Annotated in this window: 19 protein-coding genes, 1 tRNA gene and 1 rRNA gene; 2 read left to right on the top strand and 19 right to left on the bottom strand. The window is 60.0% G+C overall.

What is annotated here, in order from left to right:
• Positions 1-28: 28 nt before the first annotated feature.
• On the top strand, positions 29-790 hold the full coding sequence (locus tag K328_RS0100895; RefSeq protein WP_028464358.1) for a hypothetical protein: 762 nt from the start codon (positions 29-31) through the stop codon (positions 788-790).
• A 395-nt stretch (positions 791-1185) separates the two neighbouring features.
• Here the strand turns inward: K328_RS0100895 and K328_RS0100890 are convergent, their stop codons facing one another.
• The 12 genes from K328_RS0100890 to K328_RS0100830 all read right to left on the bottom strand — a co-directional run bounded on the left by K328_RS0100890 (position 1186) and on the right by K328_RS0100830 (position 16840).
• Positions 1186-1590 (bottom strand): hypothetical protein, encoded by a 405-nt coding sequence (locus K328_RS0100890; protein ID WP_028464357.1) that lies wholly within the window; start codon positions 1588-1590, stop codon positions 1186-1188.
• A 563-nt stretch (positions 1591-2153) separates the two neighbouring features.
• A complete protein-coding gene (locus K328_RS0100885; protein ID WP_028464356.1) occupies positions 2154-3044 on the bottom strand; it encodes an NAD(P)-dependent oxidoreductase in 891 nt (296 codons plus the stop codon).
• A gap of 139 nt (positions 3045-3183) precedes the next feature.
• Positions 3184-5283 carry a TRAP transporter permease gene (locus K328_RS21955; RefSeq protein ID WP_036552990.1) on the bottom strand — a complete coding sequence of 700 codons (2100 nt, stop codon included), beginning with the start codon at positions 5281-5283 and terminating at the stop codon, positions 3184-3186.
• Positions 5284-5370: 87 nt separating this feature from the next.
• Positions 5371-6375: a TAXI family TRAP transporter solute-binding subunit gene (locus K328_RS0100875; RefSeq protein WP_028464355.1), complete on the bottom strand. Its 1005-nt coding sequence runs from the start codon at positions 6373-6375 to the stop codon at positions 5371-5373.
• A 270-nt stretch (positions 6376-6645) separates the two neighbouring features.
• Positions 6646-8805, bottom strand: coding sequence for a catalase/peroxidase HPI (gene katG / locus K328_RS0100870; protein ID WP_205620563.1), 2160 nt, complete (start codon positions 8803-8805; stop codon positions 6646-6648).
• Between the two features lie 443 nt (positions 8806-9248).
• Positions 9249-11501, bottom strand: a complete 2253-nt coding sequence (locus K328_RS0100860; RefSeq protein ID WP_028464353.1) for a TonB-dependent receptor — start codon at positions 11499-11501, stop codon at positions 9249-9251.
• 143 nt (positions 11502-11644) lie between these two features.
• Positions 11645-12661, bottom strand: a complete 1017-nt coding sequence (locus tag K328_RS21950; RefSeq protein ID WP_051284242.1) for a FecR family protein — start codon at positions 12659-12661, stop codon at positions 11645-11647.
• A gap of 111 nt (positions 12662-12772) precedes the next feature.
• Complete coding sequence (locus K328_RS0100850; RefSeq protein ID WP_051284240.1) at positions 12773-13297, bottom strand: sigma-70 family RNA polymerase sigma factor; 525 nt, start codon at positions 13295-13297, stop codon at positions 12773-12775.
• Positions 13298-13416: 119 nt separating this feature from the next.
• On the bottom strand, positions 13417-14517 hold the full coding sequence (locus K328_RS0100845) for a CaiB/BaiF CoA transferase family protein (protein WP_028464351.1): 1101 nt from the start codon (positions 14515-14517) through the stop codon (positions 13417-13419).
• 10 nt (positions 14518-14527) lie between these two features.
• Positions 14528-15682 carry an acyl-CoA dehydrogenase family protein gene (locus tag K328_RS0100840; protein WP_028464350.1) on the bottom strand — a complete coding sequence of 385 codons (1155 nt, stop codon included), beginning with the start codon at positions 15680-15682 and terminating at the stop codon, positions 14528-14530.
• Between the two features lie 37 nt (positions 15683-15719).
• On the bottom strand, positions 15720-16301 hold the full coding sequence (locus tag K328_RS0100835; protein ID WP_245577366.1) for a thiamine pyrophosphate-dependent enzyme: 582 nt from the start codon (positions 16299-16301) through the stop codon (positions 15720-15722).
• Positions 16302-16303: 2 nt separating this feature from the next.
• Entirely contained in the window at positions 16304-16840 is a 537-nt protein-coding gene (locus K328_RS0100830; RefSeq protein ID WP_028464348.1) for a thiamine pyrophosphate-binding protein, read from the bottom strand.
• A gap of 107 nt (positions 16841-16947) precedes the next feature.
• On the opposite strand from K328_RS0100830, the gene K328_RS0100825 reads away from it, so the two are divergent.
• On the top strand, positions 16948-17874 hold the full coding sequence (locus K328_RS0100825) for a LysR family transcriptional regulator (protein WP_028464347.1): 927 nt from the start codon (positions 16948-16950) through the stop codon (positions 17872-17874).
• A 79-nt stretch (positions 17875-17953) separates the two neighbouring features.
• On the opposite strand, the gene K328_RS0100820 is transcribed toward K328_RS0100825, so the two are convergent.
• The 7 genes from K328_RS0100820 to rrf form a co-directional block, all read right to left on the bottom strand.
• The gene (locus K328_RS0100820; RefSeq protein ID WP_036552989.1) at positions 17954-18985 is read right to left on the bottom strand and encodes an extracellular solute-binding protein; all 1032 of its coding nucleotides are present in this window, start codon (positions 18983-18985) and stop codon (positions 17954-17956) included.
• Positions 18986-19017: 32 nt separating this feature from the next.
• A complete protein-coding gene (locus K328_RS0100815; RefSeq protein WP_156901138.1) occupies positions 19018-19839 on the bottom strand; it encodes an ABC transporter permease in 822 nt (273 codons plus the stop codon).
• On the bottom strand, positions 19832-20761 hold the full coding sequence (locus K328_RS0100810; protein ID WP_051284238.1) for an ABC transporter permease: 930 nt from the start codon (positions 20759-20761) through the stop codon (positions 19832-19834). The genes K328_RS0100815 and K328_RS0100810 overlap by 8 nt, the downstream gene beginning before the upstream one ends.
• The gene (locus K328_RS0100805; protein ID WP_028464343.1) at positions 20758-21831 is read right to left on the bottom strand and encodes an ABC transporter ATP-binding protein; all 1074 of its coding nucleotides are present in this window, start codon (positions 21829-21831) and stop codon (positions 20758-20760) included. The genes K328_RS0100810 and K328_RS0100805 overlap by 4 nt, the downstream gene beginning before the upstream one ends.
• The gene (locus tag K328_RS0100800; RefSeq protein WP_028464342.1) at positions 21824-23302 is read right to left on the bottom strand and encodes an amidase; all 1479 of its coding nucleotides are present in this window, start codon (positions 23300-23302) and stop codon (positions 21824-21826) included. The genes K328_RS0100805 and K328_RS0100800 overlap by 8 nt, the downstream gene beginning before the upstream one ends.
• Before the next feature lie 350 nt (positions 23303-23652).
• Positions 23653-23729: transfer RNA gene (locus K328_RS0100795), tRNA-Met, on the bottom strand.
• Positions 23730-23787: 58 nt separating this feature from the next.
• Positions 23788-23902: ribosomal RNA gene (gene rrf, locus K328_RS0100790) — 5S ribosomal RNA — on the bottom strand.
• Positions 23903-23917 lie beyond the last annotated feature (15 nt).

Genomic DNA, 23917 nt, shown 5'->3' with positions numbered 1-23917 from the left:
TTCTCTTGCCATAAAAAGGAGAACCGGCATGCAACCCCATATCGAAACAGCGCGTTCATTCTACCGTGAAATGATGACCCTTATTGTCCGGTCTGGTTATCGCATCTCGATCGAAAGCGACATGAGTGAATGGAAGCGCATAATGCTGGGAGCGCCCGCAACGACGGCCGTTTCGAGCATGTTCGACCCTGACAAGGCCGACTACCTGCCAAGCGACGCATTCTGGTTACGCGTATCAAACAAGAACGCGGAGACTGTCGCGATCATCTGCGACCGGGTCATCGAGACTGGAGATTTTGTCGACTTCGTGAAGGAAACCGGAATGTTCGCGGATCCTTGCACGAGACATCCTATCGGGATGGATTTATCCGGCAAAATCGGGCATGCGGGGGGGCTATGGGTCCATCCGAAAGCACGCAAGACCGGACTTTCTCAATCTCTGCCCCGCCTCGTTCGTGCACTTTCTGTGATTCATTGGGGCGTTGACCGACATTGCGGCATCATTCTCTCTGGCCTTCATGACAAAGGCTTCGGTGCGGGTGTGTATGGCTTCGAGCGCGAATGGCTTGGCCTATCAGGTGATTTTCGTCTCACCGGAGAGGCCGACCGGATCTATTTTATCGACATCAATGCCGAGGAAATCGCCCGGCAACAGGCCCTGGAACTCGACTGTTTTATGAACAACGGCGCAAAGGACCTGATCGATTTCTCGGCCATTTGTGGACAGCGGCATGATCAAGCGGCGGTACGCGTACCATTTGCCGACGGAGCGCGTGTGAACCTCGGATAGAGAAATACGGCTTCGGAAGGCTGCATCGGCATAGAGACTGGCAAGACTGGACCAGAGCTTTGGGCCAAAGAGCGGTACAGTTTCACCGAAATATCTCGGCTGAAATCCGCCCGTTACAGTCGTACCGAAGCCGAATCTCTCGAATTCGAAAGTGGCCGGCTCGTCAGAAACATTCAGAATATGAATATAAGGCAGTACATCCGGTGCGCGGCGTGCAATTTCATTGAATGAGATCCCGGAAATGCTGGGTGCTTTGCGATTTCCAGCGCGCGAAGTCAGAGTAAAAATTTCCGCGAGTTGATTGTCAGCTCCAAGGCGAAAATCCAGCTTGTCGTACGTGACAATCGCTGCCGGATCTTCTCCTTTGATGACATCAAGGCGCATGCCGTCCAAGATCACACCACCACCACCAGACAAACTCCCGCATTCTGGAAAAGTGGCAGGATCGTTACATCGCACAGGGAGCCAGCACTGACCGTGTATCTGCGTGCGCCGTCTTCCGAGTTCCTGATCTCGTTTTCAATAATTCTCGTAATCGTCTCGGCAACCTCGGCGCTGACATAGTGCCCACTTTCGATCACCTCAATCCGACTGTCCACGAGCTGAAAGAGCACATGACAGGGACCGGAGAGCGACGGTTGAGAAGCGATTGCCGTCAGAACGGCTTCACGATCATCTGTTCGAGCAAGCTCATAATAGAGACGAAGCGCGACCATGGCCGTCTCCGGGATATCATCCACGAAATCAGTTTCCCGCCAGCTATGCAGCGGTAAAAGATCTTCGTTGGACTGCAATGCCATCCCCCTAGCATCTTCGAATCAGATTATTAGCCAAGAACCTGCGTACCTTATGGCGACTTTTCGGAATAAGTCCAGACTGAAAGCAAGTATTTAATTCGTAATTCAGGACACAAGAAACCAATGCAGCAGGCGCCCCGCCGCAGCAAGAACGGTCACACCTACGCACCAGAGCAGGACGGTCCAGCACAGTTTACGAACGATTTGCGGCATCAGAGACACCCTCTCCATTCCAGATTTTTCGTGAGACACTCGATGGGAATGAGCCGAATAACCAAGGATTAAAGGCAAAAACAAGGCAGCTCTGACGAGCAAGAATTAGAGACCTCCCCTCGAGTATCGTCGACCGCCTGATCGTGATCGACGGCAGCATCCATGCGGGAACAGACATCGATCCCAAATCTGGTGAAAAAGGGCGGAAAATAGCGCCAGGGAAGACCAGACCGCCGATAGCCGGCGCGCGCGCCGTCAACTCATGGCAATTCAGTCGTGACGAACTGTGGCGGTTTCCATGCGACGTTTCGGCACACTCTGAAAGCTTCGAAAGGTCAGATATCCGCACTCCTTTAAAGGCCGTTCAGCTTTCCCATGACATCCATCAGCTTGGGCACGTGTGTCTTGCCCTCGCCCTGGGCATTGGCCAGCGCGTAGATCTGCTGAACGGTCGCGCCGATCAGTGCCGTCGAGCCTGCATCCGCCGCGACCCGGTTGTAATAGGAGACATCTTTCAGAGCGTTCTCGATTGCGAACTGAAGCCCGCTCGCATCCTGCTTCAACGGCCAGTCCATGACCTTCTGGAAAAGCCCGTTGTTGAGTGCGCCGGCAGAGATCACCTCGTGCAATCCAGCGATACTGACATCGGCCTTGCGCGCAGTGGTGACCGCTTCCGCAAAGAGCGCGACCATGCTCATGGACATGAAATTATTGATCAGCTTGAGGCTGTGCGCCGCCCCGAGCGGGCCGACATGGAAGATGTTCCTGGCGAAGGTCTCAATGGCCGGACGCGCCATCTCAAGATTCTGGTCCGCGCCACCGACCAGCACATTCAGGGTGCCGCTCTCTGCCTCCTTCGGCGTCATCGTCAGCGGTGTATCCAGCATGGCGACGCCCTGCTCCCGGAGAGCAGCCCCGATCCGCTTTGTCTCGCCCGGATCTGCCGTGGTGGAATCGGCGACGATCAGACCATCATGAGCGCCCTCCAGGATTCCCTCGGCGCCGAGGACAACGCGTCCCACGATTTCGGAATTCGGCAGACACAGGAAGACCAGATCCGAAGCTTCGGCGACCGCACGCGCCGTGGAAACTTCCCGGGCGCCGAGAGAGACCAGATGGTCGATGGGCTTGTGGTTCCTGTTGCCCATGACAGTCAGGGAGAACCCTTTCTCGATCAGGTTCTTCGCCATGCCATGGCCCATCAATCCGGCCCCTATGAAACCCACCCGCATTTTGCCGGTCATCGCATCCTCCCCTTTTGATTGACTGGCAGCTTACCCCCATGACGGCAGGGCTTCCACGGTCTGCACTTGCCGGGAACGAAGAAGGCCCCGGTGCGTGCGCGCCGGGGCCTTCTTCTTTGGATATCCGGGTGGAGCCCGGTCAGGCTTCCGCTTTTAGCAACTCCGCCGCCTTGTTCCGCCGCATTGCAACGACCTGTTGCAGCAGAACCGGTACGGCGAACACGGCAGCGTAGATGTCACTGCTCTCCCCCGGGGCCACCAGAAGGATGCCCGCCAGGGCCATAGCCGCACGGGCGATCCCCGGCATCGGGGCGAGGAAGTAGGCCGCGACGGAGGTCGCAAGCATGAAGACACCAACCGCGCAGGTGATCGAAGTCACCAGGAACGCTTCCAGGGTGAAATGCGTGTCGATCACGATCAGCATGGCCGGCGAGTAGACGAACACCATCGGCACCAGCAGCTTGGCGATACCGAGCGTGAAAGCCGAGACACCTGTCCGGAACGGGTTGGCGCCCGCGATCCCTGCCGCCGCATAGGCCGAAGCACAGACCGGCGGTGTGATCTCGGAAATGACCCCGTAATAGAGCACGAACAGATGTGATGCGAGAGGCGGCACACCGAGATTGCCGAGCGCCGGCTGAGCAACCGTGGCAAGCATGATGTAGAGCGCCGTGGTCGGCAGCCCCGCGCCCATCAGGATACAGGTGACGGCAATCAAAATCAGTGAGATCAGCAGGGTGACGCCGTCTTCGGTAAAGGTGGCAAGCGGGAACCAGTCGATCAAGGGCAGGATTCCCTCAGCGATCTCGCGGGCACTGTTCGCGACCATGAAGCCGAGCCGGAAACCGAGACCGGTGGAGTTGACGACCCCGACGATAATCCCGATAGCGGCGCAGACGGCGCCCACCGCGAGCGCATATTTAACGCCCAGGACCGCCGCATCGAAAATGTCCCGGAAGCCGATCCTGTGCATCGGATTGAGCAGGCCTACCGCCAGGGCGGTGGTAATTCCCCAGAAAGCTGCCATGTTCGGCGAATAGCCGCTGAACAGCACATAGATCAATACCGCGAGGGGCAGAACTGTCGGCCAGCCCCGGCGCAGGACTCTGAACAGGTTCGGAATTTCCTCGGCCGGCATGCCCTTGAGACCAAGGCGTTTGGCCTGGAAATGTACGATCGAGAGCACGCCGATATAATGCATCATCGCCGGCACGATCGCCGCTACGACCACGGTCGTGTAAGGCACTTCGAGAAACTCGGCCATGACGAAGGCCGCGGCCCCCATGATCGGCGGCGTGATCTGGCCACCGGCACTGGACGCAGCCTCGACACCGCCCGCCAGATGCCCCGGATATCCCATCCGCTTCATGTTCGGAATGGTCAGCGAGCCGGTCGAGACCGTGTTCGCGATCGAGGAGCCTGAGATGGTGCCGAAGAAAGCGGAGGACACCACGCTGACCTTGGCGAGCCCGCCTGTATAGCGGCCCGCCATCACGGCGGCGATGTCGACGAAGAACTGTCCAAGCCCCATGCGCTGGGCAAGCACGCCGAACAGCACGAAATGGAAAACGACGGTCGAGACGATCCACAACGTCACGCCGAAGATGCCTTCGGCCGGGAAGTACATGTTGTTGATGTACTGGGCCCAGGAAATGCCGGGATGCATCAGGATCTGCAACGGCATGTAGGGGCCGAAGATAGCGTAGGCGGTGAAGATGCCGATGATGATCGGAACGACCATGCCCAAAGTCCTGCGCACGGCCTCAAGCAGAACGATGATCAGCGCCGTGCCGAAAACAATGTCGATGTCCGCCGGATCCCCCTGGCGCATGACCTGTTCGACGAGATGCAACTTCATGCCGAATACTTCGATGTCCACGCCATACCAGGTCACCCCGATATAGAGCGAGCAAGCGATGCCCACGGCGATAAAGAGCCAGTCCCACAGAGGCACTGTGCCCGGCCGCCACCAGGCAGGCGCCTGGATCGTCATAAGGCGGTTGGATTTGATGATCGGATAGCAGATGAAAACCAGCAGGATGACTCCCGACATATGGAAGCCCATGTGCCAGTAGTCGATCGGTGTCCCGAACCCTGCGGTGAAATAGTGATATCCCGCGAAGAAAATCGAAAATAGGTAAATGAACCACTCCATGAGTGGCGTTTGCGTCCGTGTCTGCAGACCGGAATCGTATTTGCGCTCAAGCTCTTCGGCGGTTTTGACGTCGAATTCGGCCATGCTCTGTCCGGACTTTCAGTGATTCTGATAAATGGAAAAAAGAAAAACGGAGACAGGGCAATCCGCGCCTGTCTCCGCTAACGGTCCTTATTTGATAAGGCCGACTTCCTTGTAGAACTTCTCCGCACCCGGGTGGACCGGGATCAGGACGCCCTTGAGGGCGGTTTCAAGCACGATCTGCTTGCCCTTGGCGTGCCCCTTGTCGAGCAGCTTGCGGGTGTTCTTGTTCCACAGAGCCTTGGTGATCTCGTACACCAGCTCTTCGGGCTGATTGGCGCCGGTGATCAGCTGGCCGCTGACGGCAACGGTCGGCACATCGTAGGTGATGTTCTGGTAGGTACCGGCCGGGATCAGGGACTCGACATAATAAGGGATGATCGAGTTGATCTCTTTGCGCTCTTCCTCGGAGAAGGTGTAGAGCTCGAAGCCCTTGGTCGAGCCAAGCTGGATCAGCGCCGCGAACGGGGTGCCGCCTGCATAGAAGAAGGCATCGATCTGACCGTCGGCCAGACGCTGGGTGCTCTGGCCCAGGTTCAGTTCAAGCTCGTCAGCCTTGATATCGTAGTGCTTGAGGATCATCCGCACGGAAACCTGGGTTCCCGAACCGGCGGCCGCGACACCGACCTTCTTGCCAGCCAGATCCTTCAGGCTGCCCAGCTTTGTGCCTTTCGGCAGGACAAGGTGCATGTCTTCCGGATAGAGATTGGCGATCATCCGGATCTTGTCTTTTTTGGCGCCGACAAACTTGCCTTCGCCGTTAAAGCCCTGGGTCACGCTCTGGGCGCCGGCAAGACCGGCATCAAGCTGGCCTGCATCGATGGCGTTCACATTGGCAACGGACGCATTGGTCGAAACCGCAATGGCGACGAGGCCCGGGACGCCGCAGCTTCCGCCCTTGTCGCAGGGCCGCGAGCCTGGCGGGTTGGAAATCGCGTTCGCGATCAGGCCACCGATCGGATAGTAGGTGCCACCGGCGCCACCGGTGCCGATCCGCCAAAACTTCATGTCTTGGGCGTAGGACGGAGCGATAATGCCCGCAATCCCTACGATGGCGATAAAGGCGGCGACAAACGCCCTAATTCGAAACTTCATTATTCATTCTCCACTTCGCGCAAGACAGAGCACCCCCCTGGTGCAAAACGTCGCGAAGCGTGCCCGCTGATATATTGCGGCGCAATAAATTCTTAATGAATTGGAGTGATTTCACCCGATTTTCGCGATAATCAATCCAGAGTAACCCGCGAGGGAAAGCGAAAACATAGCGACCGGAGACATTCCCCCGCCGGACTGGATCATAAATTGAAAAAGCCCCGCAGCATGATCTGCTGCGGGGCCCGTATCAGGTTTCAGAGAGACGCGCGATCAAGCGAGATCGAAGCGGCCCGCATTCATGACCTTGGTCCAGGCGGCGACGAAGTCCTTAACGAACTTCTCCTTGTTGTCGTCCTGGGCATAGACTTCGGCATAGGAACGAAGGATCGAGTTGGAGCCGAAGACGAGATCCATACGGGTCGCCGTCCACTTCACCGCGCCGGTCTTCCGGTCCTGTATCTCGTATGTGCTCTTGCTGGCCGGGACCCACTTGTTGGCCATGTCGCACAGGTTGACGAAGAAGTCGGTCGTCAGGGCGCCTTCCTTGGCGCTGAACACACCGTGCTTGGTGTCGCCATGGTTGGTGCCGATCATCCGCATTCCGCCGACGAGGCAGGTCATCTCCGGCGCGGTCAGGCCCATGAGCTGCGTGCGGTCGAGCATCAGCTCTTCCGGGCTCACCACATAGTCCTGCTTCTGCCAGTTGCGCATACCGTCCGCGAGCGGCTCCATGGAGTCGAAGGAGTCGGCATCCGTCATCTCGGCAGACGCGTCTCCACGGCCCGGCGCAAACGGTACCGGAACGTTGAAGCCGGCGGCCTTGATCGCTTGCTCGACACCGACATTGCCGGCCAGGACAATCACGTCGGCGAGGCTAGCGCCCGCTTCCTTCGCGATTGGCTCAAGCACGGCGAGCACCTTCTCGAGGCGCTTCGGCTCATTGCCTTCCCAATCCTTCTGCGGTGCCAGGCGGATACGAGCACCGTCGGTGCCGCCCCGCATGTCGGAACCGCGATAGGTCCGGGCGCTGTCCCAAGCGGTGGAGACCATCTCTCCCATGGAGAGGCCGCTGGCGGCAATCTTCGCCTTGACCGCATCCACGTCGTAGCTCTTCGATCCTTCCGGAACCGGATCCATCCAGATCAGCTCTTCGGACGGCACGTCCGGGCCGAAATAGCGGACCTTCGGGCCCATGTCGCGGTGGGTCAGCTTGAACCAGGCACGGGCGAAGCAATCGGAGAAGTAGTCGAAGTCATTGAAGAACTTCTCGGAAATCTTCCGATATTCCGGGTCCATCTTCATCGCCATGTCGGCGTCGGTCATCATCGGCATCTTGCGCACCGACGGATCGGACGCGTCGACCGGCATGTCCTCTTCCTTGATGTCGATCGGCTCCCACTGGTTGGCACCGGCCGGGCTCTTCGTCAGCTTCCACTCGTAGTTCAGCAACAGGTGCAGGTAGCCATTGTCCCACTTGGTCGGGTTGGCGGTCCAGGCGCCCTCGATACCGCTGGTGATGGCCATGTTGGCCTTCGCGGTACCGGCAGGGTTGGTCCAGCCGAAGCCCTGCTCCTCAAGATCGGCTGCTTCCGGTTCCGCGCCGAGGGCACCGGCATCACCGGCGCCGTGCGCCTTGCCGACGGTGTGGCCGCCAACGGTGAGCGCAACGGTTTCCTCGTCATTCATCGCCATACGGGCGAAGGTCTCACGCACCTGTCCGGCGGTCTTCAGCGGATCCGGCTTGCCGTTGACGCCTTCCGGGTTCACGTAGATCAGGCCCATCTGCACGGCCGCCAGCGGGTTTTCCATGGTCGCCGGGTTTTCGACGCTGCCGTAGCGGGTGTCGCTCGGGGCCAGCCATTCCTTCTCGGCGCCCCAGTACACGTCCTTTTCCGGATGCCAGATATCCTCGCGACCGAAACCGAAGCCGAAGGTCTTCAGGCCCATGGATTCGTAAGCGATGGTCCCGGCGAGAATGTAGAGATCGCCCCAGCTGACCTTGTTGCCGTACTTCTTCTTGATCGGCCACAACAGGCGGCGTGCCTTATCCAGGCTCGCATTGTCCGGCCAGGAGTTCAGCGGCGCGAAACGGATGTTGCCGGTACCGGCACCGCCGCGGCCGTCGGCCAGGCGATAGGAGCCGGCAGAATGCCATGCGAGACGGATCATAAGGCCGCCATAGTGACCCCAATCGGCCGGCCACCAGTCTTGGCTCTCCGTCATCAGCGCGTGCATGTCTTTCTTCAGCGCCGCGATATCGAGCTTCTTCAGCTCTTCACGATAATCGAAGTCCTTGCCGAGCGGGTTGGACTTGGTGTCGTGCTGATGGAGGATGTCCAGGTTCAGCGCCTTCGGCCACCACTCGGTCGGAGACATCTTCGCCTCGGTGTTACCACCATGCATCACCGGGCATTTGTTCATCTCATTCATCGTAGACCCTCCCATCTGGTCCGAGGCATTGCTCAAGGGGGAAACCGTGAGCGCGAATTATAATCATTCTAAAATGACTCAATTCCAGCCAAGCGCAAGAGGGATGATTCAGATTTCTGGAATTATTCTAATCGATGAGGCCCTGCCCCGTTTTCGAAGATGGAAACCGCACCCGCACGCCTCCCCAGAAAGCCGCATTCTGGAGAAGCTGCAGAATCATGTAAGATGGTTGAAAGATCGAGAAGTCAGACGTTATCCGGCCGTCGACTATCAATGCAATTTGCAGAAATACGCTGGCCGGCAGGTCACAATTGAACTGCCGGCCAGTGATATCCGTTACTGTCGCGGGTCCCGGCCATAAAGGTCGAAGCAGCGCTACTCAGTGTCAGGCGCTGAACAGAATCAGACACATGTAGCGTTCTGTCTCTCTGAGCCGGCCTTTCCTAGAATGTCGCCCGGACCTTGAGCAGGAAACTACGGCCCTGTTCGAGCAGAGGCTGCACATTTGTGAAGTCCTGGCCGTAGGTCGCCCGGTCGGAATAGGTTTCGTCGAACAGATTGTTCGCCTCAAGCCTGACCAGGAGATACTGCGCGAAGTCCGGCTGGTACTCGCCGAAAAGGCTCACGACCTCATAGGCTCCGAGTGCCTGACCGCCCGCATCTTCCGTATCCGAATTCTCCAGGGCCATGTCCACTGCGCCGCCGACCCGAACGCCGGCAGTTTCAAACAGGTGCGCGGCCTCAAGCGAGATGATCTGCCCCAATGGCGCGCCCAGATATTGGGTCGCGTCTGAACTTGCCGGATTGCCATCGACCTCGATCTCGCTGTCCGTATAGCTCACGCGGACAAATCCAGGCCCCCAGCTATAACCGGCCGACAGGTTATACCCCTTGGTTTCGAAATCCGTCGTCAGGGTCGGTCCGCCGCGATATGTCGGATCGCGGGCATCAGAGAAGTCACTGTGGAAAACCCCGGCCCCGAATGTGAAGCCTTCATAGGCAATATCGAACCCGGCCGTGACGTTCTCGGCACGCACGGGGTCGATGCCTCCATCATAATTCCAGCCCGGGTTCATGATGAAGTTCTCGGCGAGCGAGATTCCGCCCCAGACCGACGAGTATCCACCGCGCACTGTCAGGAAGTCCGTCGCGTCATAAGCCGCTGAGACATTGCCGCTGAGGCCGCCATTATCGAGCTCGGTACCGTCCAGGCCCTCGAACCATTGCTTGTCGGCCCGGGCACCAAAGGAAACCCGCAGCGCCTCCATCGGTGTCAGCCGAGCCTGGGCATAGGCACCCAGATTGCGCGCCTGCTCGTCCATCTGGTCGGAGGGGTCTTCATACTTCGCCTTGTCGTCATAGAAATCGACGCCGACCGTGACCGTGTTGCCCGTTCCGAAATTCAGATCGTTCTCAAACGAGCCTGAGAGACTGCCGGTTTCACCTTCACTGCCGTAGGGAACGGGGACGCCGAGGGTCGTCACGCCATATCCGAGCACAAAGGTCGGGTCCCAGAAGCCGTCCGCATCAGGTGTGCTGTAGCTCAGCCGATAGTTTTGGCGCTCCAGGTCATAGATCCGCTCGGCCGGCTCGTTCCGGTTCGTCAGCCTGCCGATATTTGCCCGATAAGGCCGATTTGCATCGTCATGGACCCTCTCACCGGAAATCTCGATCCGGTGCCCCGACTGGGATTCATAGGCGCCCTTGGCAAGGAGCGTGCGCAGTGACGTGCCGGAGCCCGGCACTTCATCGCCATCCCCGCCATCATAATTATCGCCCTCGCCCCACTTGAAGTATCCCAACGCCTCGAAACCGCCGGAGCGACCGTAGACCGAGTTGTCATTGATGAAGGTCTCGCCATTCGTATCGTAGCTGACCGATGCGAAACCTCCGACATCCTGACCGGGTGCGAGCATATCCGCCGCATCAACCGTCTCATAGATGATAGCCCCGCCAAGTGCGCCTGGGCCCGCATCCGCTGCGGCGACACCAGGTTCGATGCGGACGGCCTTGAGCAGGCTCGGATCGATCAGGTTGGTGCCGTTGTGGTGGAATACCTTGTTGTTCTGCCGGGCACCGTCGATCGACACCGCCAGATTGGTTTCCTCGATGCCGTTCACATAGACCTTCTGGCTCAGCGGGATAGCCCCGCCGACGGAGACGGAAGATTCGCCGGCGAACACATCCCGGATATTGGCCGGGTTGCGGCGCTCCAGGTCCTGCCGCGTGATATAGAGCGAGTTCTCCCGGTCGGCGGCGCCTGCATGGCGGTCCGAGCCGGAGCGGCCTACAACCACGACCGGATCAAGCGCGACCCCGGTATCTCCACTCTGCATCCCCAGAATGACGATACCGCCACCTTGCATCTGAAACCGGAGGCCCGTCCCGTCGAGCAGACGCGTCATTGCCTCGGCGACCGGCAGCGCGCCGGAGACACCTTGCGTGCTCACCCCGTGCACGAGATCGCTGTTCGAGGAAACCTGGATGCCGCTCTGCCGACCGAATGCGGTCAGGGCACTGGCAAGATCCTGCGAAGAAATGCTGAACTGGTGTACTGCCATGCCGGCCTGGGCACTGCCCTGCTGGCTGGTCTGGGCCTGGGCTATCCCCTGCCCCGCCAGCGACAGGCCGAACGTTAGTCCCAACGCCGCCAGCAACACTGCCTTTTGATGAATATTCGAACTTTCGGCCGTCATTCTTCCCCCGGTATTTCCGGCGCGCCAAACCCGGCAGCGCCTGCAATTGCGACTAAGTCGCATCTAAGCGTCACATGTATGACTGGGGAGTGGGCGGTATGTTCAAAAATAATTTCGGGCGTCGGGAAAACGGCCTCTCGGCTTCAGCTTTCCGATATTACGACGATCCAAGGAGACAGCCGCGTCAGAACCGCATCCTGTGAAGCCGCGATGAGTTCCAGCGCGGCAACCGGATCCGACAGGCTATAGATCCCGGTGAGGTGCCGGGCTGGAAGAGTGGCGCCGCGCAACAGGACCAGACCGCCATAGTAACGCCGCAGGTCATCGACCACATCGGCCACGGAACGATCCTGTGCAACCAGATAGCCATCAATCCATGGAGCCACCTGATCGGGCGTCAGCCGGGACCGAGCCATGGAGCCATCGGCCGATACCGTCGCCCGGTCACCGGCGTGCAAATCCGCCAACGACGGATCGGAGAAAGCTTTCGGCGCGACCCTGACATGTCCTTCACGCACCGTGACAACATCCTTTCCGCGCACCTCGGCAAGCTCGAATGCGGTTCCCACGACCCGGGCTTCAGCGATATCCATTCCGGCCAGAAACGGATGCTTGGTGTCCGGCGCAACTTCCAGGAACGCGATCCCGCGCAACAGCTCCAACCGGCGTTCAGCGCCGGACAGATCGACCGTGATCGCGCTTTCCGGCGCAAGTCGGACGATGCTGCCATCGGCAAGCTCGATCTTTCGAAGTTCCGCCGTTCCGGTAGTGAAATCCGCGCGCAGGCCGAGCAAGAGATCCGGGGCAATCAGCATCGCCACGACACATGCCGCCAATGCCGTAACCGCGATCACGGCCCGGCGACCCAGACGGAAGCCCTGACGGGAGCGGCTCGCAACGCTCGACGTCATCCTGACGACATCCGCGCCAGAGACACCGGCCTGGCCATCGTCTTCCGTTCCAGAGTGCGGCGAAACGAAACGCGGCGAGACCATTCCCATTTCGCGATAGGTACTGACAGCGTCCGCCCATTCGGAGGGGCGCCGCTCGTCCATTGCCAGCCAATCGGAAAATTCCGCCTCTAGCGCCTGATCGCCTGGCCCGTCGAGCAAGGCAACAAGCCATTCGCTTGCCCCCCATTCTCGCTGTCTATTTTCCATTATCAGGCTCTCTCATGCGCGCATTGCCGCTCTCCGCGCCTAGAACTCTGCTTTGGCCATTTCGCATAGACGCGGGTCTCATATTTTTAGACGTCATGCTGGCCCACATGTTCAAAACTCATTATTTCGGCCAGCCCGCTGACGGCAATGGTCAATCGCCTGGGCAATCAGTAAATGCGCGAGACCAACGGAGATACCCAGTTCAAGAGCGACCTCCCGGAAGGAATATCCCTCCAGACGATGCAACTCGAAAGCCAGGCGTGTCCGGTCCGGCAATTCAGCGATAGCGTTTGAGACGTGCAGCAACTCCTGCCGGGCACTGGCTTCGGCTTCAGGAGAGACCGAACTGTCGCGCACGCCCTCAAGCAATCCGAGAGCATGCGAAAGCAGATGCTTTTTCTCCAGATCGCGGACCTTGGCTCGCTTGAAGTCCAGACAAAGGTTTCTGACAATCCGATAAAAATATGCGAGTGGCTCGTCAATCGCGTGTTCCGCATTCCGTGACGAATAGCGCAGGTAAGCCTCCTGCACGACGTCTTCCGCCTGCGTTCGGTCCCCCAATATGCGGCCGGCATAGGTAACAAGGTCACCGCGATGCGCTGCATAAAGCCGTTCAAGATTATTCTGGGCCGCCAACAGACACCATCCGGATGGGAAATCGCTTCATCCGCAAACTGCCTCGTTCCGGATCGCCCGGTTTTTGCGAATGATTCCTAATAGCACTTCGTGCCAGGAATTCGCAAGACGTGTGCTGCCTATATACCGGGCCGCTCACCAATCCCCGGAACGGGGCCGTAGCTGCGCGGTGCGCCCATAAAGATCGCCGCCGGGGCTGGATAGGAGACTGGCCCCTCCGGCGTATCGACGGTAATCCGGCGCAAATGCGGGTGGGAAGACAGGGCGCCTGTATCGTTCACCCTGGCAAAGGCAATGGCCGCGCCGTCGAGCATTGCTTCCAGCGCAGCAGCGTCGTTTGCAGCGAAAGTGCGGGCCACAAGACCATCCGTCTCCGGCCGGTTCTGTACCCGGACAACATTGATTGCAAAGCGCTCATCCGTGATAGCGCTCTCATCGCCGAGAACATGACGGCACAGGCTGGCCCATTCTCTATCGCTCTGGATCGATATCAGAAGGGATACGCCGTCCCGCGTCTCGAACACGCCATAAGGCGCGATGGATGGATGCCGGAGCCCCATCCGTTTCGGGGTCTTGCCGCCCTCGTGATTAAGAAGCGGTACGGTCATCCAGTCGGCCATCACGTCGAACATCGAGATCCGGATGTCCGCGCCCTCACCGCTGACCGAACGGGCAATGACAGCTTCCAGAATGGCCGCGTGGGCGGTCTGGCCGGTTGCGATATCCACGATGGATACGCCGACCCGTGCCAGCTCCTCGGCCCCGCCCGTGATAGAGCACAGTCCGGATTCAGCCTGGATCAGCAGATCGTAGGCCTTGCGCGCGGCAAGCGGCCCCTCGTCGCCGTAGCCGCTGATCGAGAGGGTAATCAGGCGGGGACAGGTGCGGCGCAGCTCCTCGATCGGAAAACCGAGCCGGGTCAGCGCACCCGGCTTCAGATTCTGGACCAGAATATCCGCTTGAGAGACCAATTCCCGGAATTCGGCATTGCCCTCGTCCGAGGCAAGGTTGAGCACCACAGACTCCTTGCCGCGATTGAGCCAGACGAAATAGCTGCTCTGCCCCTTCGCCACGTCATCGTAGCCTCGGGCGAAATCGCCCTCCGGCCGCTCGATCTTGATCACCCGGGCGCCCGCATCGGCAAGGCGCGCGGTACAGAACGGCGCCGCCACGGCCTGCTCAAGCGCAAGCACGGTCAGCCCTTCAAGAGGAAGTCGCATATTCAGTTCCTTAGAACGACCGGGGCATGCCGAGCACGTGCTCGGCGACATAGCTCAGGATCAGGTTGGTCGAGATCGGAGCCACTTGATACAGCCGGGTTTCGCGGAACTTGCGCTCGACGTCATATTCGCAGGCGAAGCCGAAGCCGCCATGGAACTGGATGCAGGCATTGGCCGCTTCCCAGGAGGCTTTCGCCGCGAGGTACTTCGCCATGTTGGCCTGCGCACCGCATGGCTCGTGCGCGTCGAACAGCTTGCAGGCCTCGTAGCGCATCAGGTTGGCGGCCTCGATCTCGATATGGGCCTCGGCAATCGGGAACTGCACGCCCTGGTTCTGCCCGATGGGGCGGCCGAAGACGATCCGCTCCTTCACGTACTCGGTCACCTTGTCGATGAACCAGTAGCCGTCACCGATGCATTCCGCTGCGATCAGCGTGCGCTCGGCATTGAGGCCGTCGAGGATGTATTTGAACCCCTTGCCCTCTTCGCCGATCAGGTTCTCGACCGGGATTTCCAGATTGTCGAAGAACAGCTCGTTGGTCTCGTGGTTCACCATGTTCGGGATCGGCTGCACGGACATGCCGTTGCCGATGGCCTCGCGCAGATCAACGATGAAGATCGACATGCCCTCGGACTTCTTCTCCACATCCTCAAGTGGCGTGGTCCGGGCCAAGAGGATCATCAGGTCCGAATGCTGGATGCGGGAGATCCAGACCTTCTGACCGTTGATGACATAGCGGTCGCCCTTGCGCTCCGCCTTGGTCTTGATCTTGGTCGTGTCTGTGCCTGTCGTCGGCTCGGTCACGCCCATGGACTGCAGGCGCAGCTCGCCGCTGGCGATTTTCGGCAGATAGAGCTGCTTCTGCGCGTCGGAGCCGTGCCGCAGCAGGGTGCCCATATTATACATCTGGCCGTGGCAGGCGCCGGAATTGCCGCCGGACCGGTTGATCTCCTCCATGATGACGGAGGCTTCTGTCAGGCCGAGGCCGGACCCGCCGAACTCTTCAGGGATCAGCGCGGCCATCCAGCCCGCCTTGGTCAGGGCATCGACAAACTCTTCAGGATAGCCGCGCTTCTGGTCGATCCCGCGATGATATTCCGGCGGAAAATCGGCGCAGAGAGCCTGCACGGCTTCACGGATATCGTTGTAGTCGTTGGCAGACATTGATTCTCTCCATTAGGCGGATCGCCCACTTAACAGGTCAGATTGTCGAGAGGCCTAGGGCAGCCCGGAAGCGGTTCTTCACATGCACGCCATCACGCGGCGGCAGGGCCCGCGGAAGGTTCTCGGCGGCGATCTTGATCGCGGCGAAGGAGGTGCCGGCCTGTGACTGCATGCGGCTGCGCAGATCGCTCACGCCGTCCATGTCCGTCACAACCCGGGTCCAGGGGAAATTCGCCGCCTCGGCGAAGCGGGCGAGCTCGATATCCCGGCCGGTGTGGCTGGTCTGCATGCCGGTCTCGCCATAATGCCCGTTATCGAGCACAGCGATGGTCAGGTTCGGCGGCAGCTTCTGGCCGATGGAAGCAAGCGCGCCCAGCCCCATCAGCATCTCTCCGTCACCGGTCAGCACCAGCACAGGTTTCTCGCGCTGGGTCATGGCGAGGCCGAAGCCGACAGTCGCCGCACTGCCCATCGCAGCCCAGAGGTAGTAGTTGAGATCGTGGTCACCGGCGGCCATGGCATCATAGCTGGGTGAGCCGAGCCCGGTGACGACCAGAAGATCGCCCCGGTCTTCAAGGAGTTTCGCCGTGACGGCGCGGCGGTCGAGAGATCCGGTCATGGTCATTTCACCCACTTCTTTTCACCGATCAGGCTTTGTCCAAGCAGGACCGCGCAGGCTTCGTCACCGTTGAAAGCCATTGTGGCGGCGCCATGCACCAGATGCGCGACCTCTTCCGGCTGGTCGGCCCGCCAGGTCCGGACCCCCATCAGCTTCAAGGCAGCCTCGGTCGCCTGCCCCATCGGGTTCTGCCACGGATTGAACTCCGCCCAGTCGCCGCGCATGGTCACCAGCATCAGCAGCGGGAAACGGGTCATGGTCTGCAGCGCCAGGGTATTGAGGCAATTACCGACGCCACTGGACTGCATCAGCAAAGCCCCACGCTCACCGCCGAGCCAGGCACCGGAGAGATAACCGATGCCCTCTTCCTCCGTGGTCAGCGCGAGGGACGTGATACCGTTATCCTTCTCCGCCTCCCGGATCGCCGAGGCGTGTCCCGCATCGGGCACATAGACCAGATGACGGACATCGAAACTTTTCAGGATCGGCAGGATCTCATCCTGCCAGGACGGGGCCTCTTCGGCGGGCACTGCGGTCATCTCGACTCCGGAGCTTGATGAACGGCGGAAAGTATTGGCGTAGCGTTCGCGGAAGCAAAATACGAGAAGCATATTTCTCATTCAGCTATGCCATGATTTAATATCTTATGGATTTAAGACAGCTTCGCACCTTCCTGCATGTCGCCGAGCTTGGCAGCCTGAGCCACGCGGCCGAGCGGCTGCATATCGCCCAGCCCGCCCTTGGCAGGCAAATCCGGCTGCTGGAAGAGGATCTCGGCGTTGCCCTGTTCACCCGGCACGGGCGCGGCATGGCCCTGACATCCGCCGGCCGGATTCTGACGGACCGCGCGTCGGCGATCCTGCGCCTGGTGGAAGACACCCGTGCCGAAGTCTCGGCCGATCAGGATGCGGTAAAGGGGGCCGTATGCCTCGGCGTGCCGCCAACCATCGGGGAGGTGATCGCGGGCCGGATGGCGGAACGGTTTCTGAGGGACTATCCGGAAGTCACCCTGCGCATTGTTCCCGCCTTCAGCGGCTATCTGCTGGACATGATCCAGCGGGGCGAGGCCGACCTTGCCGTGATGTACGAGACCGGCGCGACGAGCCATATCCGCACTGAGCCGCTGATCGAGGAGACACTCTATCTCATAGGCCCGCCCTCATCCGATCTGGAAATAGCCAAGCCCGTGCCCTTTCCGGGTCTGGCAGATCTCTCCATGATCCTGCCGGGATCGCGGCACGGCCTGCGTAACCTGCTCGAGAACGCCGCCGGCCGGGAAAGTATCGTGCTACGGGTATCGGTCGAGGCGGACGCCTTGCAGACACTCAAGGAACTCGTCGCCCGGGGGCTCGGCTACACCGTCCTGCCCCTCGCCGCGGTCCATGCGGATATCAGCGCGGGCACCCTTCGGGCCGCGCCGATCGCCCGCCCGGCCCTGACGCGAAAAATGGTCCTGACACGCTCCATCGTGCGCCCGGACACCAACGCCGTGCGGATCTTCGCCAGCACATTGAAGGCGGAGACGGCGGATATGGTGCAACAGGGCATCTGGCAGGGGACGCTATTGTTTTAGGATTGTTCCTCTTCAGTCTGGAAAAAGAATAAGGCCCAGAGATTTCTCCCTGGGCCTTTCAACATCCAGATCCGGCTGATTACTTCTGGAGTTCAGTCCAAATCGCCGTATAGAGATCGCGCGACTCACCCGAGCAGGTCGGCAGGAACTGGCCGGCGCTCTTGAGAGCCTCAGGCGTCACGATTTCCGGAGCCGTGCGCATTTCCTCAGGCATGAACGCTTCCGACCCGTCGATGCCGTTCGCATAGCGGGCAAAGGCAGAGATCAGGGCCGCATTTTCCGGCTCCATGATGAAATTCTGGAACAGCTTCGCGTTCTCGGGGTTCTTCGCGTCCTTCAGGATGGCGACAGCATCCATCCAAAGCGGATAACCCTCTTTCGGATACCCATAGGCGACCTTGGGATTGTTCAGGCGGGCGCGGAAGGTCGAGCCGTTCCAGTTCACAGTCGCCGGATATTCGCCGCTGGAAAGCTTGTCTGTCGTCCCGTAATCCATCGACAGCCATTTTGGCTTCGCGGCAACGAGGACATCCCGCACCTTTTTCAGGACGGTCTTGTCCGTCGTGCAGGGCTCACCGCCGACATAGAAAAGGGTCATGTTGATGATGTCGTTCATCTCCGGAACGACATTGACCTTCCCGACCAGCTCGGCAGGCGGATCGAGGAAGATCGCCGACGTATTGATGTCGCCGCCATAGACCGAGGTATCCACGGCAACGCCCGTCGTACCCCACTGCCACGGCACCGTGTAATGACGCTTCGGATCCCAGGGAACGTCCTTCCAGTTCTCGGAAACGTTCTTGAAGTTCGTCATCTGGTCGGGGCGGCTCTCAAGCAGCAGGCCCTTCTCGACATAGATCGGAACATAGTTTCCGGTCGGCACCACAATGTCGAAACCGTGCCCGCCAGCCTCGATTTTGGTCAGGGCCGTCGTGTTCGAATCATAGTCCGTGACGGTGACTTTGACGTCGTGGGCTTTCTCGAACTTCTTGATCAATTCGGGGTTGGTGTAATTGCCCCAGTTGTAGATGTTCAGTTCACCTGCGGCAAAAGCCTGTGTGGACAGTGCCAGCAGTGCAGTCGCGGACATAGCAAGCATTGACGTGCGCATAATGGATCTCCTGTTGTGCGCTTCGGGATTGTTCAGGCTGACTTGTCGTTCCTTCCGGTCAGAATAAAAAAGGCGGTAAGCAAGAGGATTGTCAGGCCGAGCAGCGCCGTCGAGATCGCGTTGACCTCCGGCGTTACCGCCCGCCTCAACTGGCCGAGCATGTAAGTCGGTAGCGTGTCCTGCCCGGCGGATTTGACGAACTCGGTGATGATTACGTCATCCAGCGAAATCACAAAGGCCAGCATGGCACCGGCGACGATTCCGGGCGCGACCAGCGGCAACGTCACCCGGCGGAACGTTTGCCACGGAGTCGCGTAAAGGTCGGCCGCCGCAATCTCCAACACCCGGTCCATCCCCTCCAGCCGCGCCCGGATCGGCAAATAGGCGAAGGGCACGCAGAAGGCCGCATGGGCGAGGATGAGATAGGCGAGCCCGGAATAGCCGGTTGCCACCTTGATCGAGGCAAAAAAGATCAGCAATGCCACGGCGGTGACGATCTCCGGCACCATCAGCGGCTGGTTGATCAGTACGTATATCAGGGTGCTGCCGGGGAATTTGGCGGTCCGTGTCGTACCGAGCGCCGCCATCGTCGCCAGGGTTGTCGCAATGCCCGACGCCCAGAGCGCGATCAGCAGCGAGCGCAGGGTGGCATCCTGTACCTGCTCATTCTGCGCCGCGACGGTATACCAGTCGAGCGAGAACCCTTCCCAGAGGGCCACTGAATCGCCCGCATTGAAGGAATAGAGCACGATGACGATGATCGGCGCATAAAGCGCGGCAAAGCAGATCATTGTCACGGTTGTGAACCCCGGCAATCGTCTTATCGAGAACGCCTTGCGCACACGCTCAGCCATGTGGCTCCTCCCGCGAGGAGGCCCGAACATAGAACAGCAGCGCTGCCATCACGATCAGCAGCAGAAGGATCGACAGCGAAGAGCCAAGCGGCCAGTTCCGGCCCTGTCCGAACTGCAGCTCGATGAAGTTGCCAATCATCATGTTCTTGCCGCCGCCGAGCACGCGCGGTGTCACATAGGCGCCGAGCGAGGGCACAAAAACCAGGATCGATCCCGCCACGATGCCGGGCTTGATGATCGGCAGGATCACCTTTCGGAACACCTGCAGGCGGTTTGCGTAGAGATCGTAACCGGCCTCGACCAGCCGGAAATCCAGCCGCTCGATCGCGGCATAGAGCGGCAGCACCATGAGCGGCAGGTAGACATAGGCCATGCCGATCAGGACGGCCGTATCGGTGTAGAGGATCTGGATTGGCTCGGCGATCAGCCCGAGGCTCATGAGGCTGTTATTGACGATGCCCTCGTTCCGCAGCATCTCGAGAATGGCGAAGGTCCGGATCAGCAGATTGGTCCAGAACGGGATCGTGATCAGGAACAGCCAGAACGTGCGCTGCCTGCCGGACCGGGTGGCGATGAAGTAGGCCGTCGGCAACCCAAGCACGAGCGTGATGAGTGTCGTCGAGAGGGAAAGCCGGACGGAACGCCAGAAAATCGTCAGATGTGCATCGGCCAGTCCGACCGTGTCGTCGAAAATATCGCGGGAAAACAGGATCTGAAACCAGGCATTGAATGACGGCTCCCAAACGACACCGCTGAAATCGCCGGGCTTGAGGAAGGAATAGACCAGCACGATCAAAAGCGGGCCGGAGGCCGCCACCAGCAGAAGCAGGATTGCCGGCAGCGAGAGCAACCAGTTACGCCGGATCCGGCGGTTTGTCGCTTCCGCTTCCAGAGAACGCGGCTGTCCGGCTTCGAGTGTCATGACCCGTCCTCGACAACGCGCAGGCCCCCGGACGCGAAACGAACACCGGCCTGTTCCCCTTTGACGAGGCTCCGGTCGGCTTCCGCCTGTACCCGGGCGACAAGCACACTGCCATCCCCAAGATCGACATGGGCGTGCATGTCCGTGCCGAAATAAACCAGCTCGGTGATCGTCCCCGCCAGAACGCCCTCACCCGCCGGATCGAGCTCAACCTGCTCCGGCCTGATCGAGACGGTGACTTTGCTGCCCGTCACCAGATCGTCCGGCACAACGGCAGGCACCTTATTGCCATTAGCCAACGTCACCATGCCAACTTCAGCCACCTCGGCAGGCAGGAAGTTGGACTCGCCGATGAAGTCAGCCACGAAACGGTTTGTCGGCGCGTTGTATATATCGCGTGGCGCGCCGATCTGCTGAATGCGGCCCGCACTCATGACCGCGATCCGGTCGGACATCGTCAGCGCTTCTTCCTGATCGTGCGTGACGAAGATGAAGGTGATGCCCGTCTCCATTTGCATCCGTTTCAGCTCGATCTGCATCTGCTTCCGCAGCTTCAGGTCGAGCGCGGACAAAGGCTCATCGAGCAGCAGCACGGACGGTTTCGGCGCCAGCGCACGGGCCAGCGCAACACGCTGCTGCTGGCCGCCGGAAAGCTGGCTGGGATAGCGATGTGCCATCTCCTCCATGCGTACCAGAGCCAGAACCTCGTCAACCGCGTGCGTGATCTCTTTCTTTGTCTTGCCCAGCATCTCCAAGCCGAAGCCAACATTCTGAGCCACGGTCAGGTGCGGGAAGAGCGCATAGCTCTGGAACACCGTATTGACCGGCCGCTTGAAGGGCGGATCTGTCGTAATGTCCACGCCCTCCAGCACGATGCTGCCGAAAGTCGGGGTCTCGAAACCGGCGATCAGCCGCAGCAGCGTGGTCTTGCCGCATCCGGACGGGCCGAGCAGCGTGAAAAATTCGTTGGTCTTGATGTCGACCGACACATCGTCGAGCGCGCGCAGTCCGCCGGATAGAGATCCGAAGACCTTCGTAATCGACTGCGCGGAAACCGCTATGTCACTCATTCACCCTGCTCCCCTCACCGGCACGCATCCCTGCGAGCGGTGGGCGTTTGTGAAACCACGGCTGCGCACGCTCCAGCTCGGCGCAAATTCCCATCAGGAGTTCGTCCGCCCCGAACGGAGCGGCCAGATGCACGCCGATGGGCAACCCCGCGCGCGACCAGGCAAGTGGAACAGAAGCTGCCGGCTGACCCGTGGCATTGAAGGAGGCAGTGTAAGGCGAATATGCAAACACGCCGTCTGGGCCGAGCCGGTAGTCGAGATAACTCTTCCGGTCATGGGAAAACCGCCCGACCCTGGCAGGAGGTTCCGCCAGTGTCGGGCTGACCAGCAGATCGAACCGGTCGAAAAAGACCGCCATCTGCCGACCGTACTCATGCACAGTTTCCAGCGCATCGAGATAGCCCGCGCCGGATATCGTCGCAGCAAACTCACAGGCACTGCGCGAGACTGGCTCGAGATCGTCCGGCAGGAGGTCCCGGCCGAGCCGCTTCAGTTTGTGCTGCACCCCGAGAGCGGTGCCGCAGGCCACGATCTCTGTCCAGGCCTGCATCATACCCGCGGTATCCGCTTCCGGACGGGCGATCTCGACGTGATGCCCCATATCCGAAAGCAGCGCCGCTGCCGCTTCCGCTGCTGCCGCACATTCCGGATCAACCGGTTCGCCATCAAGTGTCGTTGTACACAGCGCCACCCGAAGACCCTTTCGGCTCGTCTCCAAGGCATCCATGAAAGTTCCTTCCAGAGGCGGCGCCACATAGGGCGCCCCCAGATCCGTGCCGCAGCAAATGTCGAGCAACAGCGCATTGTCCCGCACAGACCGGGTCAGGAACCCTTCAATGGCCATCCCGCCCCAGCCCTCACCCGACGCCGGCCCGTCAGGTAACCGTGCACGCGTCGGCTTGAAGCCAAACAAGCCGCAGCTTGAGGCTGGAATACGAATGGACCCGCCTCCGTCCGAGCCATGTGCAGCGGGAACGATGCCCGCCGACACGGCAGCTCCGGAGCCGCCGGAAGACCCGCCCGGCGTATGATCGGTATTCCAGGGATTACGCGTCGGCCCGCCATAAACGGCGGCTTCTGTCGCACAGCCGATACCGCCTTCCGGCGACGTGGTGCGGCCGAACACCACCAGACCGGCCGCGAGCAGTCTCTCGACCAGGTTGGAATTGTAGAAATAGGTCGTGTTCTTCAGAAGCCTGGAGCCATTGTTCCCCGGAAAACCAATAGCCTCCGCCCCAAGATCCTTGAGCAGAAATGGAACACCCGAGAGCGGCCCTTTCGGGACGCCCGCCTTGATTGTCTCCCGCGCCCGGTCGGCCTGGACCTGAGTGACCGCGTTCAGTTGCGGATTAAGCGCATCAACCCGCGCGAGTGCGGTGGAAAGTGCCTCGTCGGGGCTGAAATCCCCCACGGCAATCCCCTGGGCGAGCCCGGTTGCATCAAAGTCATCATAATCGGGCAGAACCTGCACTCTCGCCGTCTCCGCTATCATAGCAACAGGCAAGCCAGCCGAACCTGCTGTTTAAACTGTTAACTAAGAAGGGCCCACGCACAACGGCCATTCTGCTGCCGGAGGGGGCTATGAAGATACCCGGTGGAGACAATTCCGGAATATGCAAGGCTCTGCTTCGCTTCTTGCGCGGCCATGCCGCACTCAAGTGGATTAAGAGCTTTGTTGACGCCAGCAGGTTTCGAGTTGTTGAGGTAGTTATTCGGGAGTTCCGTTCAATGACCCCAGCCCTGCCCACCTGCTTCTATACTTCCAAGCAACAAAAAACGGCCCAGCCTGGAGTGGCTAAGCCGTTGATATATTGTTTAGTTTGGTTGCGGGGGTAGGATTTGAACCTACGACCTTCAGGTTATGAGCCTGACGAGCTACCGGGCTGCTCCACCCCGCGCCATGGGTGTGATTGATTTGCATTGTGGAGGTTAAGATTTTTGTCTTGTTCGTAGATGACCTGGCGGCGACCTACTCTCCCACGCCTTAAGACGCAGTACCATTGGCGCGGAGGGTTTTCACGGCCGAGTTCGGAATGGGATCGGGTGCGGGCCCCTCGCCATGACCACCAGGTCATCTACGAGCAAG

Source organism: Nisaea denitrificans DSM 18348 (assembly GCF_000426505.1).
GTDB classification, from domain to species: Bacteria; Pseudomonadota; Alphaproteobacteria; order Thalassobaculales; family Thalassobaculaceae; genus Nisaea; species Nisaea denitrificans.
This window is presented reverse-complemented; position numbering and strand designations above follow the sequence as displayed.